A 17,195-nucleotide genomic window follows, 5' to 3' on the forward strand; every position below is an offset into this window, starting at 1 on the left:
ACAAAGGAGAGCGCCATGCGCACCATCGCTTTGCGTCGTGGACTGGCGGCCCTGCTGGTGGCGGCCCTGTCCTACGGCGTTCAGGCCGACGAGAAGTCGGCCAACACCCTGCGGATCGGCTACCAGAAATACGGCACCCTGGTCCTGCTCAAGGCCCGCGGCACCCTGGAGAAACGTCTCGCCGAAGACGGCGTGAAGGTGCAATGGACCGAGTTTCCCGGTGGCCCGCAACTGCTCGAGGGACTCAATGTCGGCAGCATCGACTTCGGCGTGACCGGGGAAACCCCGCCGGTATTCGCCCAGGCCGCCGGCGCCGACCTGCTCTACGTGGCCTACGAACCGCCGGCGCCGACCAGCGAGGCGATCCTCCTGCCGAAGGACTCGCCGATTCGGTCGGTGGCCGAGCTGAAGGGCAGGAAAGTCGCCCTGAACAAGGGCTCCAACGTGCATTACCTGTTGGTCCGCGCCCTCGAGCAGGCCGGCCTGAAGTACAGCGACATCCAACCCGTCTACCTGCCGCCGGCCGACGCCCGCGCCGCCTTCGAGCGTCACAGCGTCGACGCCTGGGTGATCTGGGACCCCTACCAGGCCGCCGCCGAGAAGCAGTTGTCCGCGCGGGTCCTGGTGGATGGTCGCGAGCTGGTCGACAACCACCAGTTCTACCTCGCCACCCGGACTTACGCGCAACGGCATCCGCAGGTGCTCGACAAGCTGGTGGACGAGATCCGCCAGGTCGGCGACTGGTCGCGGGCCAACCCGCAGCAGGTGACCGAGCAGGTCGCGCCGCTGCTCGGGCTGCCCGCCGACATCACCCTGACCGCGGTGAAGCGCCAGGGCTACGGCGCGCAGTTGATCACCCCGGCGGTGGTCGAGGCGCAGCAGAAGATCGCCGACACCTTCACCCAGCTGAAGCTGATTCCCAAACCGCTGAGCATCAAGGACGTGATCTGGACGCCACCGGCCGGCAAGGTCGCCAGCGCACCCTGAGCCCGTACCGCCCACATACCGACACGATCATCGCGCGGCTACGCCACGCCGGCGCGCTCACCCTGGAGTCAATTGCGATGAGCCTCGAGATTTTCTGGTTCCTTCCCACCCACGGCGACGGCCACTACCTGGGCACCACCCAGGGCGCCCGTGCCGTCGACCACGGCTACCTGCAGCAGATCGCCCAGGCCGCCGACCGTCTGGGCTTCGGCGGCGTACTGATCCCCACCGGACGTTCCTGCGAGGACTCCTGGCTGGTCGCCGCCTCGCTGATCCCGGTAACCCAGCGCCTGAAGTTCCTCGTCGCGCTGCGTCCCGGGATCATTTCGCCGACCGTCGCCGCGCGCCAGGCGGCGACCCTGGACCGGCTGTCCAACGGCCGCGCGCTGTTCAACCTGGTCACCGGCGGCGATCCCGACGAACTGGCTGGCGACGGCCTGCACCTGAGCCACGCCGAACGCTACGAGGCGTCGGTCGAATTCACCCGCATCTGGCGTCGCGTGCTGGAGGGCGAGACCGTCGACTACGCCGGCAAGCACATCCAGGTGAAGGGCGCCAAACTGCTCTATCCGCCGTTGCAGCAGCCGCGTCCGCCGCTGTACTTCGGCGGCTCCTCGGAGGCCGCCCAGGACCTCGCCGCCGAGCAGGTCGAGCTGTACCTGACCTGGGGCGAGCCGCCGGCGGCGGTTGCCGAGAAGATCGCCCAGGTACGCGAGAAGGCTGCCCGCCAGGGCCGCCAGGTGCGCTTCGGGATCCGCCTGCACGTGATCGTCCGCGAGACCAGCGAGGAAGCCTGGCAGGCCGCCGATCGCCTGATCGCGCACCTCGACGACGACACCATCGCCCGCGCCCAGGCCTCCCTGGCGCGCTTCGACTCGGTCGGCCAGCAACGCATGGCCGCGCTGCACGGCGGTTCGCGCGACAACCTGGAAGTCAGCCCCAATCTCTGGGCCGGCGTCGGCCTGGTGCGCGGCGGCGCCGGCACCGCGCTGGTCGGCGACGGGCCGACGGTGGCGGCGCGGGTCAGGGAGTACGCCGAGCTGGGCATCGATACCTTCATCTTCTCCGGCTATCCGCACCTGGAAGAGTCCTACCGGGTCGCCGAACTGCTGTTCCCGCACCTCGACGTGCAGCGCCCGGCGCAGCCCGAGGGACGCGGCTATGTCAGCCCGTTCGGCGAGATGGTGGCCAACGACATCCTGCCCCGGCAGGCCGCGCAGAGTTGAGAGCGGTCGGAGCGAACGACATGAGCATTTCCAAACGACTGGCCGAGCGCCTGGCGCCCTGGGCGCTGCCGCTGGTCCTGCTGGCGGTGTGGCAGGCGGCGGTTGAGTTCGGCTGGCTGTCCAGCCGCATCCTCCCCGCGCCCAGCGCCGTACTCGAGGCCGGCTGGGCGCTGCTGCGCAGCGGCGAGATCTGGCAGCACCTGGCGATCAGCGGCTGGCGCGCGGCGATCGGCTTTCTCATCGGCGGCGCCATCGGCCTGGTGCTGGGCTTCGTCACCGGCCTGTCGAAGTGGGGCGAACGCTTCCTCGACAGTTCGGTGCAGATGATCCGCAACGTGCCGCACCTGGCGCTGATCCCGCTGGTGATCCTGTGGTTCGGCATCGACGAGTCGGCGAAGATCTTCCTGGTCGCCCTCGGCACGCTGTTCCCGATCTACCTGAACACCTACCACGGCATCCGCGGCATCGACCCCGGCCTGCTGGAGATGGCGCGCAGCTACGGGTTGTCCGGCTTCGCCCTGTTCCGCCAGGTGATCCTGCCCGGCGCGCTGCCGTCGATCCTGGTCGGGGTGCGCTTCGCCCTTGGCTTCATGTGGTTGACCCTGATCGTCGCCGAGACCATTTCCGCCAGCTCCGGCATCGGTTACCTGGCGATGAACGCCCGCGAGTTCCTGCAGACCGACGTGGTGGTCCTGGCGATCCTGCTCTATGCCGTCCTTGGCAAGCTCGCCGACCTCGCCGCCCGCGGCCTGGAACGCGTCTGGCTACGCTGGCACCCGGCCTACCAGGTCAAGGGAGGTGGCGCATGAATGCCCACAACGCCGCCCTTGGCGGCACTCCGCAGCGCCTCAAGCGCGGTATCCCGCTGGCCCTGCGCGGAGTGGCGCGGCGCTTCGGCGAGCGCGAGGTGCTCAAGGACATCGACCTGCTGGTTCCGGCCGGGCAGTTCGTCGCTATCGTTGGCCGCAGCGGCTGCGGCAAGAGCACCTTGCTGCGCCTGCTGGCCGGCCTCGACCAGCCCAGCCGCGGCGAGTTGCTGGCCGGCTCGGCGGCGCTGGCCGAGGCCCGCGAGGACACCCGGCTGATGTTCCAGGACTCGCGCCTGCTGCCGTGGAAGCGGGTGATCGACAACGTCGGCCTTGGCCTGCGCGGCGACTGGCGGGCGAAGGCCCTGCAGGCGCTGCGGGCGGTCGGCCTGGCCGAGCGTGCCAACGAGTGGCCGGCGGCCCTGTCCGGCGGGCAGAAGCAGCGCGTCGCGCTGGCTCGCGCGCTGATCCACGAGCCGCGCCTGCTGTTGCTCGACGAGCCGCTCGGCGCGCTCGATGCGCTGACCCGGATCGAGATGCAGCAACTGATCGAAGGACTCTGGCGCGAACACGGTTTCACCGTCCTGCTGGTCACCCACGACGTCAGCGAGGCGGTGGCGGTGGCCGACCGGGTGATCCTCATCGAGGACGGCGAGATCGGCCTCGACCTGCCGGTGGAACTGCCCCGGCCGCGCTCGCGTGGCTCGGCGCGACTGGCCGCGCTGGAAGCCGAAGTGCTCAACCGGGTGCTGGCGCAGCCGGAGCTGCCGCCGCAACCCGAGCCCGTTTCACCCCTGCCCACGCAACTGCGCTGGGCGCTCTAACCAACCATGCCTCGTTCCGAATCCCCCCAGGAGAAACGCCATGACCATCAAAGCCATCAACGTTCGTAACCAGTTCAAGGGCACCGTGAAGGAAATCATCGAAGGGCCGGTGCTCTCCGAGATCGACGTGCAGACCGCTGCCGGGATCGTCACTTCGGTGATCACCACGCGTTCGGTGAAGGAACTGGAGCTGGCCATCGGTAGCGAAGTGATCGCCTTCGTCAAGTCCACCGAGGTCTCCATCGCCAAGCTGTGACGCTGGCTGCGCCGCGCTTGCGGCGCCGAGAAGGGCGGGGACCCCGATGGGGCCCCGCCTTTTTTCGTCGCGTATCGGCAAGGCCGGCCGGTGGCGACGGCTGTCGTGGGTCGCTATGGAGCGGTCGGTAGGGCGAATAACCGCTCGCGGTTATCCGCCGTGGGGGCGACCGGGACTTCTCAGCCCCGGCGCGACAGGGGCTGGCGCTCGAAATGCACGCCGGCCAGGCCGGTCTGTTGCAGGGCGCGGATGTTGGCGTGGTCGTCGCCTTCCGGGTTGTCGCGCACCGCACGGTAGTGCTCGCCGAAGGCCAGCAGGGTTTCCTCGAGGCTGAGGCCCTCGAGGATGGCGAAGCCCAGGGTCTTGCAGGAACCTTCGTTCTGCCCGGCCGGGTTGCTCACGCTGCCGTTGTCGAAGGCGCTCGGCGTGTAGCTGTAGTGCTCGGCGATGAACGCCAGGGTGTCGGTGAACAGGTGGTGTTCGCTGCGCAGACGCGCGCGGAAGTCGGTCAGGGTCATCGAAACAGGCTCATGGTGTCTGGGGCAGGGTTGGCAAGGGGCCCGGTGGCCTCAGGCGTTGCCCTGGCTCTTGGCGAAGGCGGCCTGTTGTTCCGGGCTCGCTTCTTTCTGGTACTTGGCTTTCCACTCGGCATAGGGCATGCCGTAGATCTCTTCGCGGGCCTGGTCATTGCTGACTTCCACCCCGAGGTCGTCGGCGGCGGCCTTGTACCACTTGGACAGGCAGTTGCGGCAGAAACCGGCGAGGTTCATCAGGTCGATGTTCTGCACGTCCTTGCGGGTCTGCAAATGATGGACCAGGGTGCGGAAGGCGGCGGCTTCGAGTTCCAGGCGTTGCTGTTCGGTGAGGTTGGCTGCGGTCATGGCGGTGTTTCTCGACGATGGCTCGGGGCAGGGTGAAGGCACAGGGCCAGGTCCGGCGATGATAAGAGTTGGCGCGGCCGGCGGGCAACGCTTGTGCGCGTCTTCGCGCGGTTCGCTCGTCGGCCGCCTCAGCGGTGGCCGGCGAGGGTGATCGAGACCGACTCGGCGAAGCGCAGCGCGTGCGGCTTGTCCACTTCCACCTCGGCGTAGCGCACCGCCGGGTTCTCCATCACCAGGTCGAGGATTTCCTGGGTCATCCGTTCGAGCAGGGCGAAGCGGTTCTCCTCGACGTGGCGGATGATCGCCTTGGTGATGGTGCGGTAGTTCAGCGCGTGCTCGATGTCGTTGACCTCCACGGCATCCGCGGCCGGGTAGAGGATGGTCAGGTTGATCAGCACGTCCTGCTTGTTGAGGATTTCCTCCTCCTTGATCCCGATGAAGGTGCGCAGGCGCAGGTCCTTGACGCGGATTCGCGCCATTCCCGGTTCCAGTCGCGGCATGTCACTTGCTCCTTCCGATCAATTGCAGAAATTCCTGGCGGGTGGTGTTCGAGTCGCGGAACGCGCCGAGCATCACCGAGGTGAACATCTGCGAGTTCTGCTTCTCCACCCCGCGCATCATCATGCACATGTGCTGGGCCTCGATCACTACCGCCACGCCGGCGGCGCTGGTCACCTGGCGGACCGCCTCGGCGATCTGCCGGGTGAGGTTCTCCTGGATCTGCAGGCGGCGGGCGAACATGTCGACGATCCGCGCCACTTTCGACAGGCCGAGCACCTTGCCGGTGGGAATGTACGCCACATGAGCCTTGCCGATGAAGGGCAGGAGGTGGTGTTCGCACAGGGAGTACAGCTCGATGTCGCGGACGATGACCATTTCATCGTTGTCCGAGGCGAACAGCGCGCCGTTGACGATTTCCTCCAGGGTCTGGCCATAGCCGTGGCAGAGGTACTGCATGGCCTTGGCCGCGCGCTTCGGGGTGTCGAGCAGGCCTTCGCGCTGCGGGTCTTCGCCGAGACCGACGAGGATCTCCCGGTAATGCTGGGAAAGTGCTGGGTTCATAAGGGGTCCTTGGCGCCTCACTTGACGTGGCGGCCGCCGTTCACGGTCAGGGTGGTCCCGGTGACGTAGGGGTTGTCCAACAGGTAGCGAAGGCTCTGGTAGATGACTTCCGGCCCCGGTTCGATGCCGAGGGCGGATTTCGCCAGGGTGCGGGCGCGGTATTCGGCATCGTCCCCGTCGTTGAACATCACCAGTGCCGGTGAAATGGCGTTGACCTTGATCCTCGGCGCGAAGCGCGCGGCGAACGACAGGGTCAGGTTGTCCAGCCCGGCCTTGCTCGCGCAGTAGGCGATACGCCGGGCGCTGCCCTTGCGCGCCACGTCGTCGGTGAGGTGGACGATGTCGGCGGGCTGCGAGCGTTCCAGCAGCTCGGCGCAGTGCAGGTTGATCAGGTAGGGCGCGAGCATGTGCACGCTGAACAGTTGCTGGAACGCCTCGGCTTCGTGGCCGGGCGTCTCGGCGACCCAGTCCGAGGCGTTGTGGACGATCGCTCGCAGGCTGTCGGTATGCTGTCGGAGGGCCCCGATGAAGGCGAAGATGCCGGCCTCGCTGGCGAAGTCGGCGTGCAGGGTCAGCGCGCCGGCCTGGCGCAGTTCGTCCAGCGCCGGGCGTTCGCTGCGGTAGCTGACGATCACCGACTCGCCGTCGGCCAGCAGGCGGCGGGCGCAATGCAGGCCGACACGCTGGCTGGCGCCGGTGATCAGGATCGGGGCTGTCGCCATGGGACTCTCACAGCAGGCGAAGGGAATCGGATGGATGCAGGGTACCCGACTGAGCCAGTCGGGCAAAGCCTTGCGCTACGGCCCACCCCGCCGGGGTGGGCGGCAAGCCGTCAGTGCGCTTCCGGCAGGCTGGCGGCGTGCTGCGGGCGGCGGTGCAGCCAGGGGGCGAGCAGGCGGCTGGAGAGAGGGATGAACCAGTAGGTCATCAACGGGGTGAGGACCAGCGTGCTGAGCAGCACCCGCGCGGCCAGCGACAGCTCGCCGAGGTAGGGGCCGGCGCCGAGGTTGAAGGCCAGCGAGACCGGGAAGAACGCCAGCCAGATCGCCACGCTCTGCTTCCAGCGCGGCGGTTTGCGGTTGTCGTCGAACCAGGCGGCGAGGCCGTGGGCGCGGTGCTCGCGCGGTTCGTCGAAGAGTCCCTGGCCGCGTTCGAGCCAGGCCTGGCGCGAGGCGGAGTGGGCCCAGGCGGCGAGGGTGGCGTCGTCGGCGAAGCGAAAGATCATCTGGAATTCGTCTCCGCCGGCGGGCGGCGCCAGCGCCCCGGAGCCGAGGTAGCCGGGGAAGTCGGCGGCGAGGGCTTCGCCTTCGCGCTGCCAGGCGAGGAAGTCGCGGTAACGGCCGGCGGCGACGCGGCGGGCCACCAGCAGGGTAACGGGAGCGGTAGACATCGTGTATCTCCTGGAACGGTTGAGTGCGCTTCGTGGGCGCCCTCGGACAACGGCGCAGCGCCGGGGGTGGTGGGCTGCGTCGGAGGACAGGCAAGGATCGTTCCCGCCGTGGTGGCGAAGGTTCGCTGCCGTGTCTACGGCAGCGCGATGACATCCCGATGACAGGGTGCGCACCGAAATGGTGCTTTTGCAGCCTGTCTGCATTGATTCGGTGCGTCCCGCTCGGCGTACGCATGCGGCATAATGCCCGGCTTACCCCTGTTGGCTTACGGAGTGTTCATGAAAGTCGCCATTCTCTCCGGCTCGGTCTACGGCACCGCCGAAGAAGTCGCCCGGCACGCCCAGAAATTGCTGTCCGCGGCCGGCCTCGAGGCCTCCCATCTGCCCCGCGCCAGCCTCGACGAACTCAAGGCCTTCGCCCCCGAGGCATTCCTGGTGGTGACCTCGACCACCGGCATGGGCGAACTGCCGGACAACCTGCAACCGCTGTACTACGCGATCCGCGACCAACTGCCGGCCTGGCACGGCCTGCCGGGCGGGGTCATCGGCCTGGGCGATTCGAGCTACGGCGACACGTTCTGCGGTGGCGGCGAGCAGGTTCGCGAACTGTTCGGCGAACTGGGCGTGCGCGAAGTGCTGCCGATGCTGCGCCTGGATGCCAGCGAAACCGTTACCCCCGAGACCGACGCCGAGCCTTGGCTGGCCGAGTTCGCCGCCGCCCTCAAGGGCTGATCCCGGGCGTACCCCGCCGAGGCGGCGGATAACCGCGTGGCGGTTATTCGCCCTGCACGGGGAGGGAGCAAGCGGTAGGGCGAATAACGCCCCCAGGCGTTATCCGCCGTAGCCTCTGCCGAGCTGGCGGTTATTCGTCCTACGCCGGGCTTTCCTCCAGCGGCTGCTCGCGCAGCAGCTCCAGCCAGGCCTGCGCCGCCCGCGACAGGTAGCCGCCACGGCGCCAGATGAAGGCGATGTCCCAGCGCAGGTCCGGCTCCCTGAGCAGGACCCGCACCACTCCCGGGCGTTCGATCTCGCGAGCGATCACCCGTGGTAGCAGCACCACTCCCTGGTTGGCCGCCACCAGCGCGCCGAGGAAGTCGGCCTGGCCGCTGCGGCCGCCTTCGCGCGGGCTGAAGCCGGCCTCCAGGCAGGCGCGCAGCAGGCGGTCGTTGAGGGTGAAGCTCTGCTGGTAGAGCAGGAACGGGCTGTCCGCCAGTTCGCCGAGGGCGACGCTGGCGGCAGCGGCCTTGGGATGCCCGGCCGGCAGCAGCACGTCCAGCGGTTCGTTGCAGAACGGCTGGTAGTCGAAGCCGTCGTCCGCCGGGGTGAGGCTGCCGGCCAATTCCAGCTCGCCGGCCAGCACCGCCTGCTCCATGGTCTTGCTGCCGCCCTCCACCAGGTGCACGGCGATGTTCGGATAGCGCCGCCGGTATTCGGCGAAGCGTTGGGCGAACAGCGCGTCGGCACCGAGCAACGGCAGGCCCAGGCGCAGTTCGCCACGGTTGAGCTGGCTGAGGTCGTCCAATTCGCTGAGCAGGTCGCGGCGCAGCCGCAGCATCTCCTCGGCGCGGCGAAACACCACGGCGCCGGCGTCGGTCAGGCGCACGTGCGGCCCGTTGCGTTCCAATACCTGCACGCCAAGGCTCTGCTCCAGTTGGGCGACCTGCTTGCTGATGGTCGACTGGCTGGCGTGGCGGACCTGAGCCGCCTGGGTGAAGCTGCCCTGGCGGACCACTTCGACGAAGCTGCGGAGTTGACGGAATTCCATTCTGGAATGGCTCTCATGCGGACAATTCGCTTTGGGGATGATAGGCCGGGCCTTATCCTTTCTCCATCCCCGATTTCCCAGCCAAGGCCTTTCCCATGTTGCCCCCGCTCGTCCGCCGTCTGTCCCGCCTTGCCGCCGAACTGGCGGTACTCATCGCCTTCTGGTGGGCCGGCGGCTGGCTGGCGAAGGCCATCGGCCTGCCGCTGCCGGGCGGGGTGGTCGGCCTGGCGGCACTGTTGCTGCTGTTCGCCAGCGGCCTGCTGCGTCCGGCCTGGCTGCAGGCCGGGGCCGGCCTGTTGCTGGCGGAGATGTTGCTGTTCTTCATCCCGGCGCTGATGAGCCTGCTCGACTACGGCGCGCTGCTACGCAGCGAGGGCTGGCGCATCCTCCTGGTGATCATGCTCAGCACCCTGCTGGTGATGCTGGTCACCGCGGTGTCGGTGGAGTGGATGTGCCGCTGGAGGGCGCGCCATGAGTCTCGATAAGCAAGCCCTGTTCTGGTTGGCGGCGACCGTCGGCGGCTACCTCCTGAGCCGCCAGCTGTACCGCCGGGTGAAGTGGTACTGGCTGTCGCCCATCGTGTTCGTCCCGGTGCTGCTCTACGCCCTGGCGATTCCCACCCATACCCGCTACGCCGACTACGCCCGCGACACCAATTGGCTGGTGGCGCTGCTCGGTCCGGCGACGGTGGCCTTCGCCATCCCGATCTGGCAGCAGCGCGAGCTGCTGATGCGCCACTGGCCGGCGCTGCTGGCCGGGATGTTCGCCGGCACCGCGGTGGCCATCGGCAGCTCCTGGGCGCTGGCCCAGGCCCTGGCGCTGGACGGCCAGGTCACGCTGTCGTTGCTGCCGCGCTCGATCACCACGCCGTTCGCCATGGAGATGTCCCACGACCTGGGTGGCGTGCCGGAACTGACCGCCGCCTTCGTGATGATCACCGGGGTGTTCGGCGCGGTGATCGGCGGCACCCTGCTGCGCGTCCTGCGCTTGCGCACGCCGCTGGCCCGCGGCGCGCTGTTCGGCGTCGGCGCGCACGGCGCCGGCACCAGTCGGGCCTACGAGTTCGGCGGCGAGGAAGGTTCGGCGGCCGGTCTGCTGATGGTTCTCACCGGGCTGTTCAACCTGCTGGTCGCGCCCCTGGTCGCCCACTGCCTGTAGCCTGCGCGCATAGGCCGGCTGAATCCTCCGCCATTCAGCCGGCGCGCGAGTGTAAGCCCGGCGACAGTCGCCGGAGGAGGGCGGGGCTAGACTGCGGGCATCCGATAACGACAAAAGAGGATGCCGCCGTGACCGCCGTTCACTCCCTGCCCGCCGATGTGCAAGCCCAGGTCTCCGCCGCCGAATGGCAGACCCGCGTCGATCTCGCTGCCTGCTACCGGCTGGTCGCCCTGCACGGTTGGGACGACCTGATCTTCACCCACATCTCGGCCAAGGTGCCGGGCACCGAGGACTTCCTGATCAACCCGTTCGGCCTGATGTTCCACGAGATCACCGCCTCCAGCCTGGTGAAGGTGGATGCCAGCGGCAAGAAGCTGATGGACAGCCCCTACGAGATCAACCCGGCCGGCTACACCATCCATAGCGCGGTGCACGAGGTCCGCCACGACGTCGAGTGCGTGCTGCACACCCATACCGCCGCGGGGATCGCGGTGTCCTGCCAGAAGCAGGGCCTGTTGCCGCTGTCGCAGCAATCGTTGTTCGTGCTCTCCAGCCTGTCCTACCACGCCTACGAGGGCGTCGCCCTGAACCATGAGGAAAAGGCCCGCCTGCAGGCCGACCTGGGGGCCAGCAATTTCCTGATCCTGCCCAACCACGGCCTGCTCACCTGCGGCGGTTCCATCGCCGATACCTTCCTCATGATGTTCACCCTGCAACGCGCCTGCGAGGTACAGGTGATGGCGCAGAGCGGCGGCGCCGAGCTGATCCACATCCCGGGGCAGATCCTCGCCGGCGCGCGCGACATGATCGCCGGGGTGATGCGCAGCAAGACCGGCATGGGCGGCCAGCTCGCCTGGCCGGCGCTGCTGCGCAAGCTCGACCAGCAGAACCCGGGCTACCGCCAGTGACCGCGGCGCTGCCCGGCATTCCACTGGAGGCCTGGCGGAGGCGGGGCCGCACCCTGGATTTCAAGGGCTTCCCGATCCGCTACTGGGAAGCCGGGCAGGGTCGGCCGTTGCTGCTGATCCACGGTTTTCCCAGCGCCGCCTGGGACTGGCACTACCTCTGGGAGCCGCTGGCGCAGCGCTACCGCGTGCTGGTCTGCGACCTGCTCGGCTTCGGCGATTCGGCCAAGCCGCGCGCCCATCGCTACAGCCTGCTGGAGCAGGCCGACCTGCAACAGGCGCTGCTCGGCCGCCTGGGAATCGACGAGCCGCTGCACGTGCTGGCCCACGACTACGGCGACAGCGTCGCCCAGGAACTGCTCGCCCGCCATCACGAAGGCCGGCTGCGGCTCGCCTCCTGCGTGTTCCTCAATGGTGGGCTGTTCCCGGAAACGCACCGCCCGGTGCTCAGCCAGAAGCTGTTGCTGAGCCCGTTGGGCGGGCTGTTCGGCCGGCTGTTCGAGCGCCGCGCCCTGGCGCGCAACTTCGCCAAGGTCTTCGGCCCGCGCAGCCAGCCCGGCGAGACCGAGCTGGATGCCTTCTGGAGCCTGATCGAAAGCAACCAGGGGCAGCGGGTGATGCATCGCCTGATCCGCTACATCGTCGACCGCCGCGAGCAGCGTGAGCGCTGGGTGGCGGCGTTGCAGCACGGCGGGGTGCCGTTGCGGGTGATCGACGGAGCCGTCGACCCGATCTCCGGGGCGCACATGGTCGAGCGCTACCGGCAACTGGTCGCCGATGCCGACTGCGTGCTGCTCGATGGCATCGGCCATTATCCGCAGATCGAAGCGCCGGCGGCGGTGCTCGAACATTACCTGGCGTTTCGCGCCCGACTGGATGATTCAGAGTTTTCTTAAGCGAGTTTGAGATTGCAGCAAGTGCCATCGCGCAAGGATCGGGGCTAGGGTGCTGGCGCCTCGCTGGACGAGGCGTTTCGTCACCCATGGAGGTCTCCATGCACGATCCCGTTTCTCCCTTGCGCGTGTTCGACGAGGGCTCCTGGTTGTTCCGCCAGATGGTGCAGGCGCAACCGTTCATCCGCCAGTCCGGGATGGTCCTCGCCGAACTCGGCCTGCTGCTGGCGCTCGGGCTCGGCTACCTGTGCTGGCAGGAAGGCAGTCGCTGGTACGCCGTCGGCGCCGGCCTCGCGTTGCTCGGCAGCCTGCTGCTGGTGGTGGTCCGGCACAACTACGACTGGTGGCTGTTCAAGCTCGGCCCGCGTGGCCGGCTGTACATTCCGTTCGACTGAAGCGGAACATCCCGCTGCCTTATCGGGCGCCATTCATGGCGGCGCGAAGCCTTGTCCCCGCCGGCGGGCTGGCCGACACTCGGGCAATCCTTCCTACTGTCCTGGAGTCCCGAACATGAGCGATGCCCTGCGTTTCGACGACCAAGTCGTGATCGTCACCGGAGCCGGCGGCGGCCTTGGCCGCGCCCACGCCCTGCTGTTCGCGAAGCATGGCGCCCAGGTGGTGGTCAACGACCTCGGCGGCAGCACCCATGGCGAAGGCGCCAGTGCCTCGGCGGCGGACAAGGTGGTGGCGGAGATCCGTGCCGCCGGCGGCACCGCGGTGGCCAACCACGACTCGGTCACGGACGGCGGCAGGATCGTGGAGAACGCGCTGGACGCCTTCGGTCGCGTCGACGTGGTGGTCAACAATGCCGGCATCCTGCGTGACAAGACCTTCCACAAGATGGAGGACGCCGACTGGGACCTGGTCTACCAGGTGCATGTCGAAGGCGCCTACAAGGTCACTCGCGCCGCCTGGCCGCACTTGCGCGAGCAGGCCTACGGGCGGGTGGTGTTCACCTCCTCGACCTCGGGCATCTACGGCAACTTCGGCCAGAGCAACTACGGCATGGCCAAGCTCGGCCTCTACGGCCTGACCCGCACCCTGGCCCTGGAAGGGCGCAAGAACAATATCCTGGTCAACGCCATCGCCCCCACCGGCGGTACGCGGATGACCGAGGGGCTGATCCCGCCGCAGGTCTTCGAGCAGCTCAAGCCGGAGCTGGTCAGCCCGCTGGTGGTCTACCTCGGCAGTTCGGCCTGCGAGGATACCTCGGGGCTCTATGAGGTCGGCGGTGGCTGGATCGGCAAGGTACGCTGGGAACGCAGCCTGGGCTTCGGCTTCGATCCGAAGGCCGGCTTCGACGCCGAGGACGTGGCCGCGCACTGGCAGCAGATCTGCGACTTCGAGAACGCCGCGCACCCGGCGGACAACGTCGAGGCGCTCCGTGAAATGATGGCCAACCTGCAGAAGCACGCGCTCTGAGACGCCCGGCGGATGCGGCGCGGCCGCGGGAAAAGGACTAAGGTGAAGACCGGCTGACGCCGGTCTTCTGCCATCCGGCCGGTGTCTTTTTTCGCTTTTTCCGCAGGGAGTCTGTCATGAGTGTCATCGTCGAACGCAACGGCCCGGTCACCACCCTGGTCATCGCTCGCCCGGAGCGGCGCAATGCGGTGGACCGGCCGACCGCCCAGGCCCTGGCCGACGCCCTGCGCGAGTTCGAAGCGGACGATACGGCGCGGGTCGCGGTACTCACCGGCAGCGGCGGCAATTTCTGCGCCGGCGCCGACCTGGCGGCGGTGGCCGAGGATGGCGAGCGGCGCAATCGCCTGGAGGCGGAGGGCGACGGACCGATGGGGCCGAGCCGCATGCAGCTCGGCAAGCCGCTGATCGCCGCCATCGAAGGTTATGCGGTGGCCGGCGGGCTGGAGCTGGCGCTGCTCGCCGACCTGCGGGTGATGGCCGAGGACGCTATCTGCGGAGTGTTCTGCCGGCGTTTCGGGGTGCCGCTGATCGATGGCGGCAGCGTGCGCCTGCCACGGATCGTCGGGCAGGGCCGGGCGCTCGACCTGATCCTCACCGGGCGTCCGGTGAAGGCCGACGAAGCGTTGCAGATCGGCCTGGCCAACCGGGTGGTGCCGAGCGGTTCGGCGCGAGCCGAGGCCGAGGAGCTGGCGGCGGAACTCGCCGCCTTCCCGCAGACCTGCATGCTCGCCGATCGCGCCAGCGTATACGCGCAGTGGGAACTGTCCTTCGACGTGGCCCTGGCCAACGAATTCCAGGGCGGGCTGGCGGTGATCGAGAGCGGCGAGACCCTGGAGGGCGCGCAGCGCTTCAAGGACGGCGAGGGGCGCCACGGGCGCTTCGAGTGACGCCGTCGCGCCGCCCGGGCTAGCGGTGGATGATCACGTAGCTCTTGCGCACGGTTTCCTGCACATCCCACACGCCAAGACTGTTCTCCGGCAGCAGCAGGGCATCGCCGGCCTCGATGCGGATGGTCTCGCCGCCGTCCGGGGTGAAGGTGCAGCGGCCTTGCAGGAAGTGGCAGAACTCCTGCTCGACGATCTGCCGCCGCCAGCGTCCGGGGGTGCATTCCCAGATGCCGGTTTCCACCTGGTCGGTGCGCTCCACGGCGTAGGCGCGGGTCTGCGCGACCGGCTCGCCAAGGGGCACCGCGACCGGGCTGGCGGCGCCAAGATCGGCGCCGGCGGTATTTTTCAGAAGGGTCAGGGCCATGCGGTTTTTCCTCTGTGGGAGGTGGAGGGGATTCTCAGCGCATCAGGCTTTCCATGCCGGCCGCGAGGGTTTGCGCCAGGCTGCGGCGCCAGGGCGCGCTGTGCGGGTCGGCAAGGACCCGGTCCTCATGGACGAAACTGCGGATGATCGCGTTGTAGCCGAGCCAGCGGCAGGGTTCCGGTTCCCAGCGGGCCAGGCTGTCCAGCGGACGCTCGCCCAGCACCCAGGGCTGCCGCAGCAGCTCGCTGTCCTCACCGAGGATCAGCGCGGCCAGGGTGCGGCCGCCGAGGTTGCTGGCGCCGACCCCTTCGCCGCCGTAGCCGCCGGAGAGGGCGATGCCACTGGCGCGGTCGAGCAACATGTGCGGGCGGAAGCGCCGGGCCATGCCGAGGTTGCCGCCCCAGGTGTGGCTGATCCTGGCGTCCTTGAGCAGCGGGAAGAGTTCGCCGAACAGGTAGCGACGCAGGCCGACTTCCTCGTCGTCGAGGCTGAAGTCGCTGCGCAGCTTGCCGCCGAAGCGGTAGCCGCCCCGCGCGCCGAAGGCCAGGCGGTCGTCGGCGGTGCGCTGGCCGTAGGTGACCTGGCGGCTGAATTCGCTGAAGGCCTGGCCGCGCTCCAGGCCGATCTCCGCCCAGACCGACGACGGCAGCGGCTCGGTGGCCACCAGCAGACTCTGCACCGGCAACTGGTAGTGGCCCAGCGGCGGCAGGCTGGCGGCGTAGCCTTCCACTGCCGGTACGATCCATTCGGCGCGCAGTTCGCCGCGCTCGGTGCGCAGCAGGCCGCGTTGCCAGTGCAGCACCCGGCTCTTCTCGAACAGCCGCACGCCCAGGCGCTCCACCGCGCGGGCCAGGCCGCGCGCGAGCCTGGCCGGCTGGATGGTGGCGCAGTGCGGCGAATGGATCGCCCCGTAGCTGCCGGGGATGCGCAACTGCTGGTCGAGTTCCTGCGGCGTCAGCCAGCGGTAGTCGCTTTCGTCCAGGCCTTCGGCATAGAGATCATGCAGATAGGCGCGCAGGCGGCGTTCCTGTTCCGGGTAGCGCGCCGCGCAGTAGAGCACGCCGCCCTTGCGGTAGTCGCAGTCGATGCCTTCCTCTTGCAGCACCCGCGCGACTTCGTCGGGAATCCCGTGCAGCAGGTCGTAGCCGGCCCGGCGCCGCTCCGGCGGCAAGCCGGCGAGCAGGCCGTCCTCGCCGAGCAGGTTGCCCATCAGCCAGCCGCCGTTGCGCCCCGAGGCGCCGAAGCCGGCGGTTTCTGCCTCGACGATGGCGACGCGCAACTGCGGCGCCCGGCGCTTCAGGTAATAGGCGGTCCAGAGGCCGGTGTAGCCGGCGCCGACGATGGCCACGTCGACCTCGAGGGATTCTTCCAGGGACGGGCGCGCTTCGAGCGGATCGTCCAGTTGATTCATCCACAGGCTGAGGTGGCGCCAGGCCGACATAGAGGGCTCCATAGCGAGAGGGAAGGGGGAATGCGGCGAGGGTAGGAAGATGCCGTGCGCCTGTCGTGCGCGCGGGTCCGCTGGGAAATCTCAGCGGCGCGACGACAGGCGCTTCAGGTATTCGCGCGGAGACTGGCCGGTGTGCTGGCGGAAGCAGCGGTAGAAGGCCGACAGCGAATTGAAGCCGGCGGCGAAGGCCAGTTCGTCGACCCGTCCGGGCAGCTCGCCGGAAAGCTGGCCGAGCAGGTGTTGCAGGCGGGTCTGGTTGACGTACTGGTAGAAGCTCAGGCCGAGCACCTGGTTGAGCAGGTAGGAAATCTGGTTGCGCGTATAGCCGGTGGCATTGGCCACCTGGGTCAGGTCCAGGTCCGGATCGAGATAGGGCTGGGCCTGCTGGAAGTAGTGCTCCAGGTCGCGTGCCAGCAGGCTCAGCTGCTTGGCCGAAAGCCCCAGGCGGCTGGCCGGCGGCCGGCCGTCGCCGCCGGCCTGGGCTCCGCCGCCGCTTTCGTGGACCAGCGAGGCGTATTCGTTGATGCGCCAGATCAGGCCGTCGCGCACGGTGATCGCCTCGCTGGCGCGGAACGAAGCCAGGCGGCCGCTGAGGGTCACCCGCAGGCGGTACTGGATGAAGGCGGTATCGCCGTCGAAGCGGATACGGTCGGTGTGCTCCAGCGACTCGTCGGGGCCCTTGGGCATGGTCGCCTCGACGTACTCGCGGAGATCGGCCAGGCGCATCCGGCGGTTCTGGAAGAAGTCGTTGTATTCGACCTCGGGATGATAGAGCGCCATCACCGCGTCGATGTCGCGGTGCTTCCAGCTGAGGTGATAACGCATGACCGTCTCGCGGGTGGCGTCGGCGAGATCGCGGTCGGCGGGAATGGTCTGTTCGGGCTGCATGCAGCGAAGGATGCCATCGCCGCCGCCGGCG

Annotated in this window: 23 protein-coding genes; 13 read left to right on the forward strand and 10 right to left on the reverse strand. The window is 68.5% G+C overall.

Annotation, left to right across the window (positions count from 1 at the left end):
• The first annotated feature begins 15 nt into the window (after positions 1-15).
• From LJF27_RS06360 to LJF27_RS06380, 5 genes are all read left to right on the forward strand, one after another.
• Entirely contained in the window at positions 16-987 is a 972-nt protein-coding gene (locus LJF27_RS06360; RefSeq protein WP_003117542.1) for a sulfonate ABC transporter substrate-binding protein, read from the forward strand.
• Between the two features lie 77 nt (positions 988-1,064).
• Complete coding sequence (gene ssuD / locus LJF27_RS06365; protein WP_003091910.1) at positions 1,065-2,213, forward strand: FMNH2-dependent alkanesulfonate monooxygenase; 1,149 nt, start codon at positions 1,065-1,067, stop codon at positions 2,211-2,213.
• Between the two features lie 20 nt (positions 2,214-2,233).
• Entirely contained in the window at positions 2,234-3,022 is a 789-nt protein-coding gene (gene ssuC / locus LJF27_RS06370) for an aliphatic sulfonate ABC transporter permease SsuC (RefSeq protein ID WP_003102309.1), read from the forward strand.
• Positions 3,019-3,843 carry an aliphatic sulfonates ABC transporter ATP-binding protein gene (ssuB, locus tag LJF27_RS06375; RefSeq protein WP_003102311.1) on the forward strand — a complete coding sequence of 275 codons (825 nt, stop codon included), beginning with the start codon at positions 3,019-3,021 and terminating at the stop codon, positions 3,841-3,843. The genes ssuC and ssuB overlap by 4 nt, the downstream gene beginning before the upstream one ends.
• A gap of 40 nt (positions 3,844-3,883) precedes the next feature.
• Positions 3,884-4,099: a TOBE domain-containing protein gene (locus LJF27_RS06380; RefSeq protein ID WP_003091900.1), complete on the forward strand. Its 216-nt coding sequence runs from the start codon at positions 3,884-3,886 to the stop codon at positions 4,097-4,099.
• Positions 4,100-4,278: 179 nt separating this feature from the next.
• Here LJF27_RS06380 and LJF27_RS06385 read toward each other — a convergent pair whose 3' ends face one another.
• The 6 genes from LJF27_RS06385 to LJF27_RS06410 form a co-directional block, all read right to left on the reverse strand.
• On the reverse strand, positions 4,279-4,617 hold the full coding sequence (locus LJF27_RS06385) for a HopJ type III effector protein (RefSeq protein WP_003091899.1): 339 nt from the start codon (positions 4,615-4,617) through the stop codon (positions 4,279-4,281).
• 51 nt (positions 4,618-4,668) lie between these two features.
• Positions 4,669-4,980: a DUF1244 domain-containing protein gene (locus tag LJF27_RS06390; RefSeq protein WP_003091898.1), complete on the reverse strand. Its 312-nt coding sequence runs from the start codon at positions 4,978-4,980 to the stop codon at positions 4,669-4,671.
• 128 nt (positions 4,981-5,108) lie between these two features.
• Positions 5,109-5,480, reverse strand: a complete 372-nt coding sequence (gene folX, locus LJF27_RS06395; protein ID WP_003091897.1) for a dihydroneopterin triphosphate 2'-epimerase — start codon at positions 5,478-5,480, stop codon at positions 5,109-5,111.
• 1 nt (position 5,481) lies between these two features.
• Positions 5,482-6,042 carry a GTP cyclohydrolase I FolE gene (folE, locus tag LJF27_RS06400; RefSeq protein WP_003091896.1) on the reverse strand — a complete coding sequence of 187 codons (561 nt, stop codon included), beginning with the start codon at positions 6,040-6,042 and terminating at the stop codon, positions 5,482-5,484.
• 17 nt (positions 6,043-6,059) lie between these two features.
• Positions 6,060-6,764 (reverse strand): dihydromonapterin reductase, encoded by a 705-nt coding sequence (gene folM / locus LJF27_RS06405; RefSeq protein WP_003091895.1) that lies wholly within the window; start codon positions 6,762-6,764, stop codon positions 6,060-6,062.
• A gap of 110 nt (positions 6,765-6,874) precedes the next feature.
• Positions 6,875-7,432 carry a hypothetical protein gene (locus LJF27_RS06410; protein WP_023117057.1) on the reverse strand — a complete coding sequence of 186 codons (558 nt, stop codon included), beginning with the start codon at positions 7,430-7,432 and terminating at the stop codon, positions 6,875-6,877.
• Between the two features lie 279 nt (positions 7,433-7,711).
• Here LJF27_RS06410 and LJF27_RS06415 point away from each other — a divergent pair, with 279 nt between their 5' ends.
• Positions 7,712-8,164 carry a flavodoxin gene (locus LJF27_RS06415; protein WP_003102319.1) on the forward strand — a complete coding sequence of 151 codons (453 nt, stop codon included), beginning with the start codon at positions 7,712-7,714 and terminating at the stop codon, positions 8,162-8,164.
• A gap of 139 nt (positions 8,165-8,303) precedes the next feature.
• Here the strand turns inward: LJF27_RS06415 and LJF27_RS06420 are convergent, their stop codons facing one another.
• Positions 8,304-9,197 (reverse strand): LysR family transcriptional regulator, encoded by an 894-nt coding sequence (locus LJF27_RS06420; RefSeq protein ID WP_003114492.1) that lies wholly within the window; start codon positions 9,195-9,197, stop codon positions 8,304-8,306.
• A 95-nt stretch (positions 9,198-9,292) separates the two neighbouring features.
• Between LJF27_RS06420 and LJF27_RS06425 the strand changes: the two genes are divergently transcribed.
• The 7 genes from LJF27_RS06425 (at position 9,293) to LJF27_RS06455 (ending at position 14,462) form a co-directional block, all read left to right on the forward strand.
• Positions 9,293-9,682 (forward strand): CidA/LrgA family protein, encoded by a 390-nt coding sequence (locus LJF27_RS06425; protein WP_003091885.1) that lies wholly within the window; start codon positions 9,293-9,295, stop codon positions 9,680-9,682.
• A complete protein-coding gene (locus tag LJF27_RS06430; RefSeq protein WP_003102323.1) occupies positions 9,669-10,355 on the forward strand; it encodes an LrgB family protein in 687 nt (228 codons plus the stop codon). Before LJF27_RS06425 ends, LJF27_RS06430 begins: the two co-directional genes overlap by 14 nt.
• A gap of 128 nt (positions 10,356-10,483) precedes the next feature.
• Positions 10,484-11,263, forward strand: a complete 780-nt coding sequence (locus tag LJF27_RS06435; protein ID WP_003114490.1) for a class II aldolase/adducin family protein — start codon at positions 10,484-10,486, stop codon at positions 11,261-11,263.
• Positions 11,260-12,156, forward strand: coding sequence for an alpha/beta fold hydrolase (locus tag LJF27_RS06440; RefSeq protein WP_016253115.1), 897 nt, complete (start codon positions 11,260-11,262; stop codon positions 12,154-12,156). Before LJF27_RS06435 ends, LJF27_RS06440 begins: the two co-directional genes overlap by 4 nt.
• Before the next feature lie 98 nt (positions 12,157-12,254).
• A complete protein-coding gene (locus LJF27_RS06445) occupies positions 12,255-12,548 on the forward strand; it encodes a hypothetical protein (RefSeq protein ID WP_003111018.1) in 294 nt (97 codons plus the stop codon).
• A 115-nt stretch (positions 12,549-12,663) separates the two neighbouring features.
• A complete protein-coding gene (locus tag LJF27_RS06450) occupies positions 12,664-13,575 on the forward strand; it encodes an SDR family oxidoreductase (protein ID WP_003102332.1) in 912 nt (303 codons plus the stop codon).
• Between the two features lie 116 nt (positions 13,576-13,691).
• Complete coding sequence (locus LJF27_RS06455; RefSeq protein WP_003091874.1) at positions 13,692-14,462, forward strand: crotonase/enoyl-CoA hydratase family protein; 771 nt, start codon at positions 13,692-13,694, stop codon at positions 14,460-14,462.
• Between the two features lie 19 nt (positions 14,463-14,481).
• On the opposite strand, the gene LJF27_RS06460 is transcribed toward LJF27_RS06455, so the two are convergent.
• The 3 genes from LJF27_RS06460 to LJF27_RS06470 all read right to left on the reverse strand — a co-directional run bounded on the left by LJF27_RS06460 (position 14,482) and on the right by LJF27_RS06470 (position 17,101).
• The gene (locus tag LJF27_RS06460) at positions 14,482-14,826 is read right to left on the reverse strand and encodes a cupin domain-containing protein (protein ID WP_003091873.1); all 345 of its coding nucleotides are present in this window, start codon (positions 14,824-14,826) and stop codon (positions 14,482-14,484) included.
• Between the two features lie 34 nt (positions 14,827-14,860).
• A complete protein-coding gene (locus LJF27_RS06465; protein ID WP_003102335.1) occupies positions 14,861-16,267 on the reverse strand; it encodes an NAD(P)/FAD-dependent oxidoreductase in 1,407 nt (468 codons plus the stop codon).
• Positions 16,268-16,357: 90 nt separating this feature from the next.
• Positions 16,358-17,101 carry an AraC family transcriptional regulator gene (locus LJF27_RS06470; RefSeq protein WP_003119583.1) on the reverse strand — a complete coding sequence of 248 codons (744 nt, stop codon included), beginning with the start codon at positions 17,099-17,101 and terminating at the stop codon, positions 16,358-16,360.
• Positions 17,102-17,195 lie beyond the last annotated feature (94 nt).

Origin of the sequence: Pseudomonas sp. 203-8 (assembly GCF_020708595.1) — a bacterium.
In the GTDB taxonomy this organism is placed as follows: Bacteria; Pseudomonadota; Gammaproteobacteria; order Pseudomonadales; family Pseudomonadaceae; genus Pseudomonas; species Pseudomonas aeruginosa.

Excerpts from the sequence above, each read along its gene's own strand:
- LJF27_RS06425 (WP_003091885.1), top strand. The coding sequence starts at position 9,293 with ATGTTGCCCCCGCTCGTCCGCCGTCTGTCCCGCCTTGCCGCCGAACTG.
- LJF27_RS06455 (WP_003091874.1), top strand. The coding sequence starts at position 13,692 with ATGAGTGTCATCGTCGAACGCAACGGCCCGGTCACCACCCTGGTCATC.
- ssuB (WP_003102311.1), top strand. The coding sequence starts at position 3,019 with ATGAATGCCCACAACGCCGCCCTTGGCGGCACTCCGCAGCGCCTCAAG.
- LJF27_RS06380 (WP_003091900.1), top strand. The coding sequence starts at position 3,884 with ATGACCATCAAAGCCATCAACGTTCGTAACCAGTTCAAGGGCACCGTG.
- LJF27_RS06465 (WP_003102335.1), bottom strand. The coding sequence starts at position 16,267 with ATGTCGGCCTGGCGCCACCTCAGCCTGTGGATGAATCAACTGGACGAT.
- LJF27_RS06415 (WP_003102319.1), top strand. The coding sequence starts at position 7,712 with ATGAAAGTCGCCATTCTCTCCGGCTCGGTCTACGGCACCGCCGAAGAA.
- LJF27_RS06385 (WP_003091899.1), bottom strand. The coding sequence starts at position 4,617 with ATGACCCTGACCGACTTCCGCGCGCGTCTGCGCAGCGAACACCACCTG.
- folM (WP_003091895.1), bottom strand. The coding sequence starts at position 6,764 with ATGGCGACAGCCCCGATCCTGATCACCGGCGCCAGCCAGCGTGTCGGC.
- LJF27_RS06450 (WP_003102332.1), top strand. The coding sequence starts at position 12,664 with ATGAGCGATGCCCTGCGTTTCGACGACCAAGTCGTGATCGTCACCGGA.
- LJF27_RS06445 (WP_003111018.1), top strand. The coding sequence starts at position 12,255 with ATGCACGATCCCGTTTCTCCCTTGCGCGTGTTCGACGAGGGCTCCTGG.
- folE (WP_003091896.1), bottom strand. The coding sequence starts at position 6,042 with ATGAACCCAGCACTTTCCCAGCATTACCGGGAGATCCTCGTCGGTCTC.
- folX (WP_003091897.1), bottom strand. The coding sequence starts at position 5,480 with ATGCCGCGACTGGAACCGGGAATGGCGCGAATCCGCGTCAAGGACCTG.
- ssuC (WP_003102309.1), top strand. The coding sequence starts at position 2,234 with ATGAGCATTTCCAAACGACTGGCCGAGCGCCTGGCGCCCTGGGCGCTG.
- ssuD (WP_003091910.1), top strand. The coding sequence starts at position 1,065 with ATGAGCCTCGAGATTTTCTGGTTCCTTCCCACCCACGGCGACGGCCAC.
- LJF27_RS06410 (WP_023117057.1), bottom strand. The coding sequence starts at position 7,432 with ATGTCTACCGCTCCCGTTACCCTGCTGGTGGCCCGCCGCGTCGCCGCC.
- LJF27_RS06420 (WP_003114492.1), bottom strand. The coding sequence starts at position 9,197 with ATGGAATTCCGTCAACTCCGCAGCTTCGTCGAAGTGGTCCGCCAGGGC.
- LJF27_RS06470 (WP_003119583.1), bottom strand. The coding sequence starts at position 17,101 with ATGCGTTATCACCTCAGCTGGAAGCACCGCGACATCGACGCGGTGATG.
- LJF27_RS06360 (WP_003117542.1), top strand. The coding sequence starts at position 16 with ATGCGCACCATCGCTTTGCGTCGTGGACTGGCGGCCCTGCTGGTGGCG.
- LJF27_RS06430 (WP_003102323.1), top strand. The coding sequence starts at position 9,669 with ATGAGTCTCGATAAGCAAGCCCTGTTCTGGTTGGCGGCGACCGTCGGC.
- LJF27_RS06460 (WP_003091873.1), bottom strand. The coding sequence starts at position 14,826 with ATGGCCCTGACCCTTCTGAAAAATACCGCCGGCGCCGATCTTGGCGCC.
- LJF27_RS06390 (WP_003091898.1), bottom strand. The coding sequence starts at position 4,980 with ATGACCGCAGCCAACCTCACCGAACAGCAACGCCTGGAACTCGAAGCC.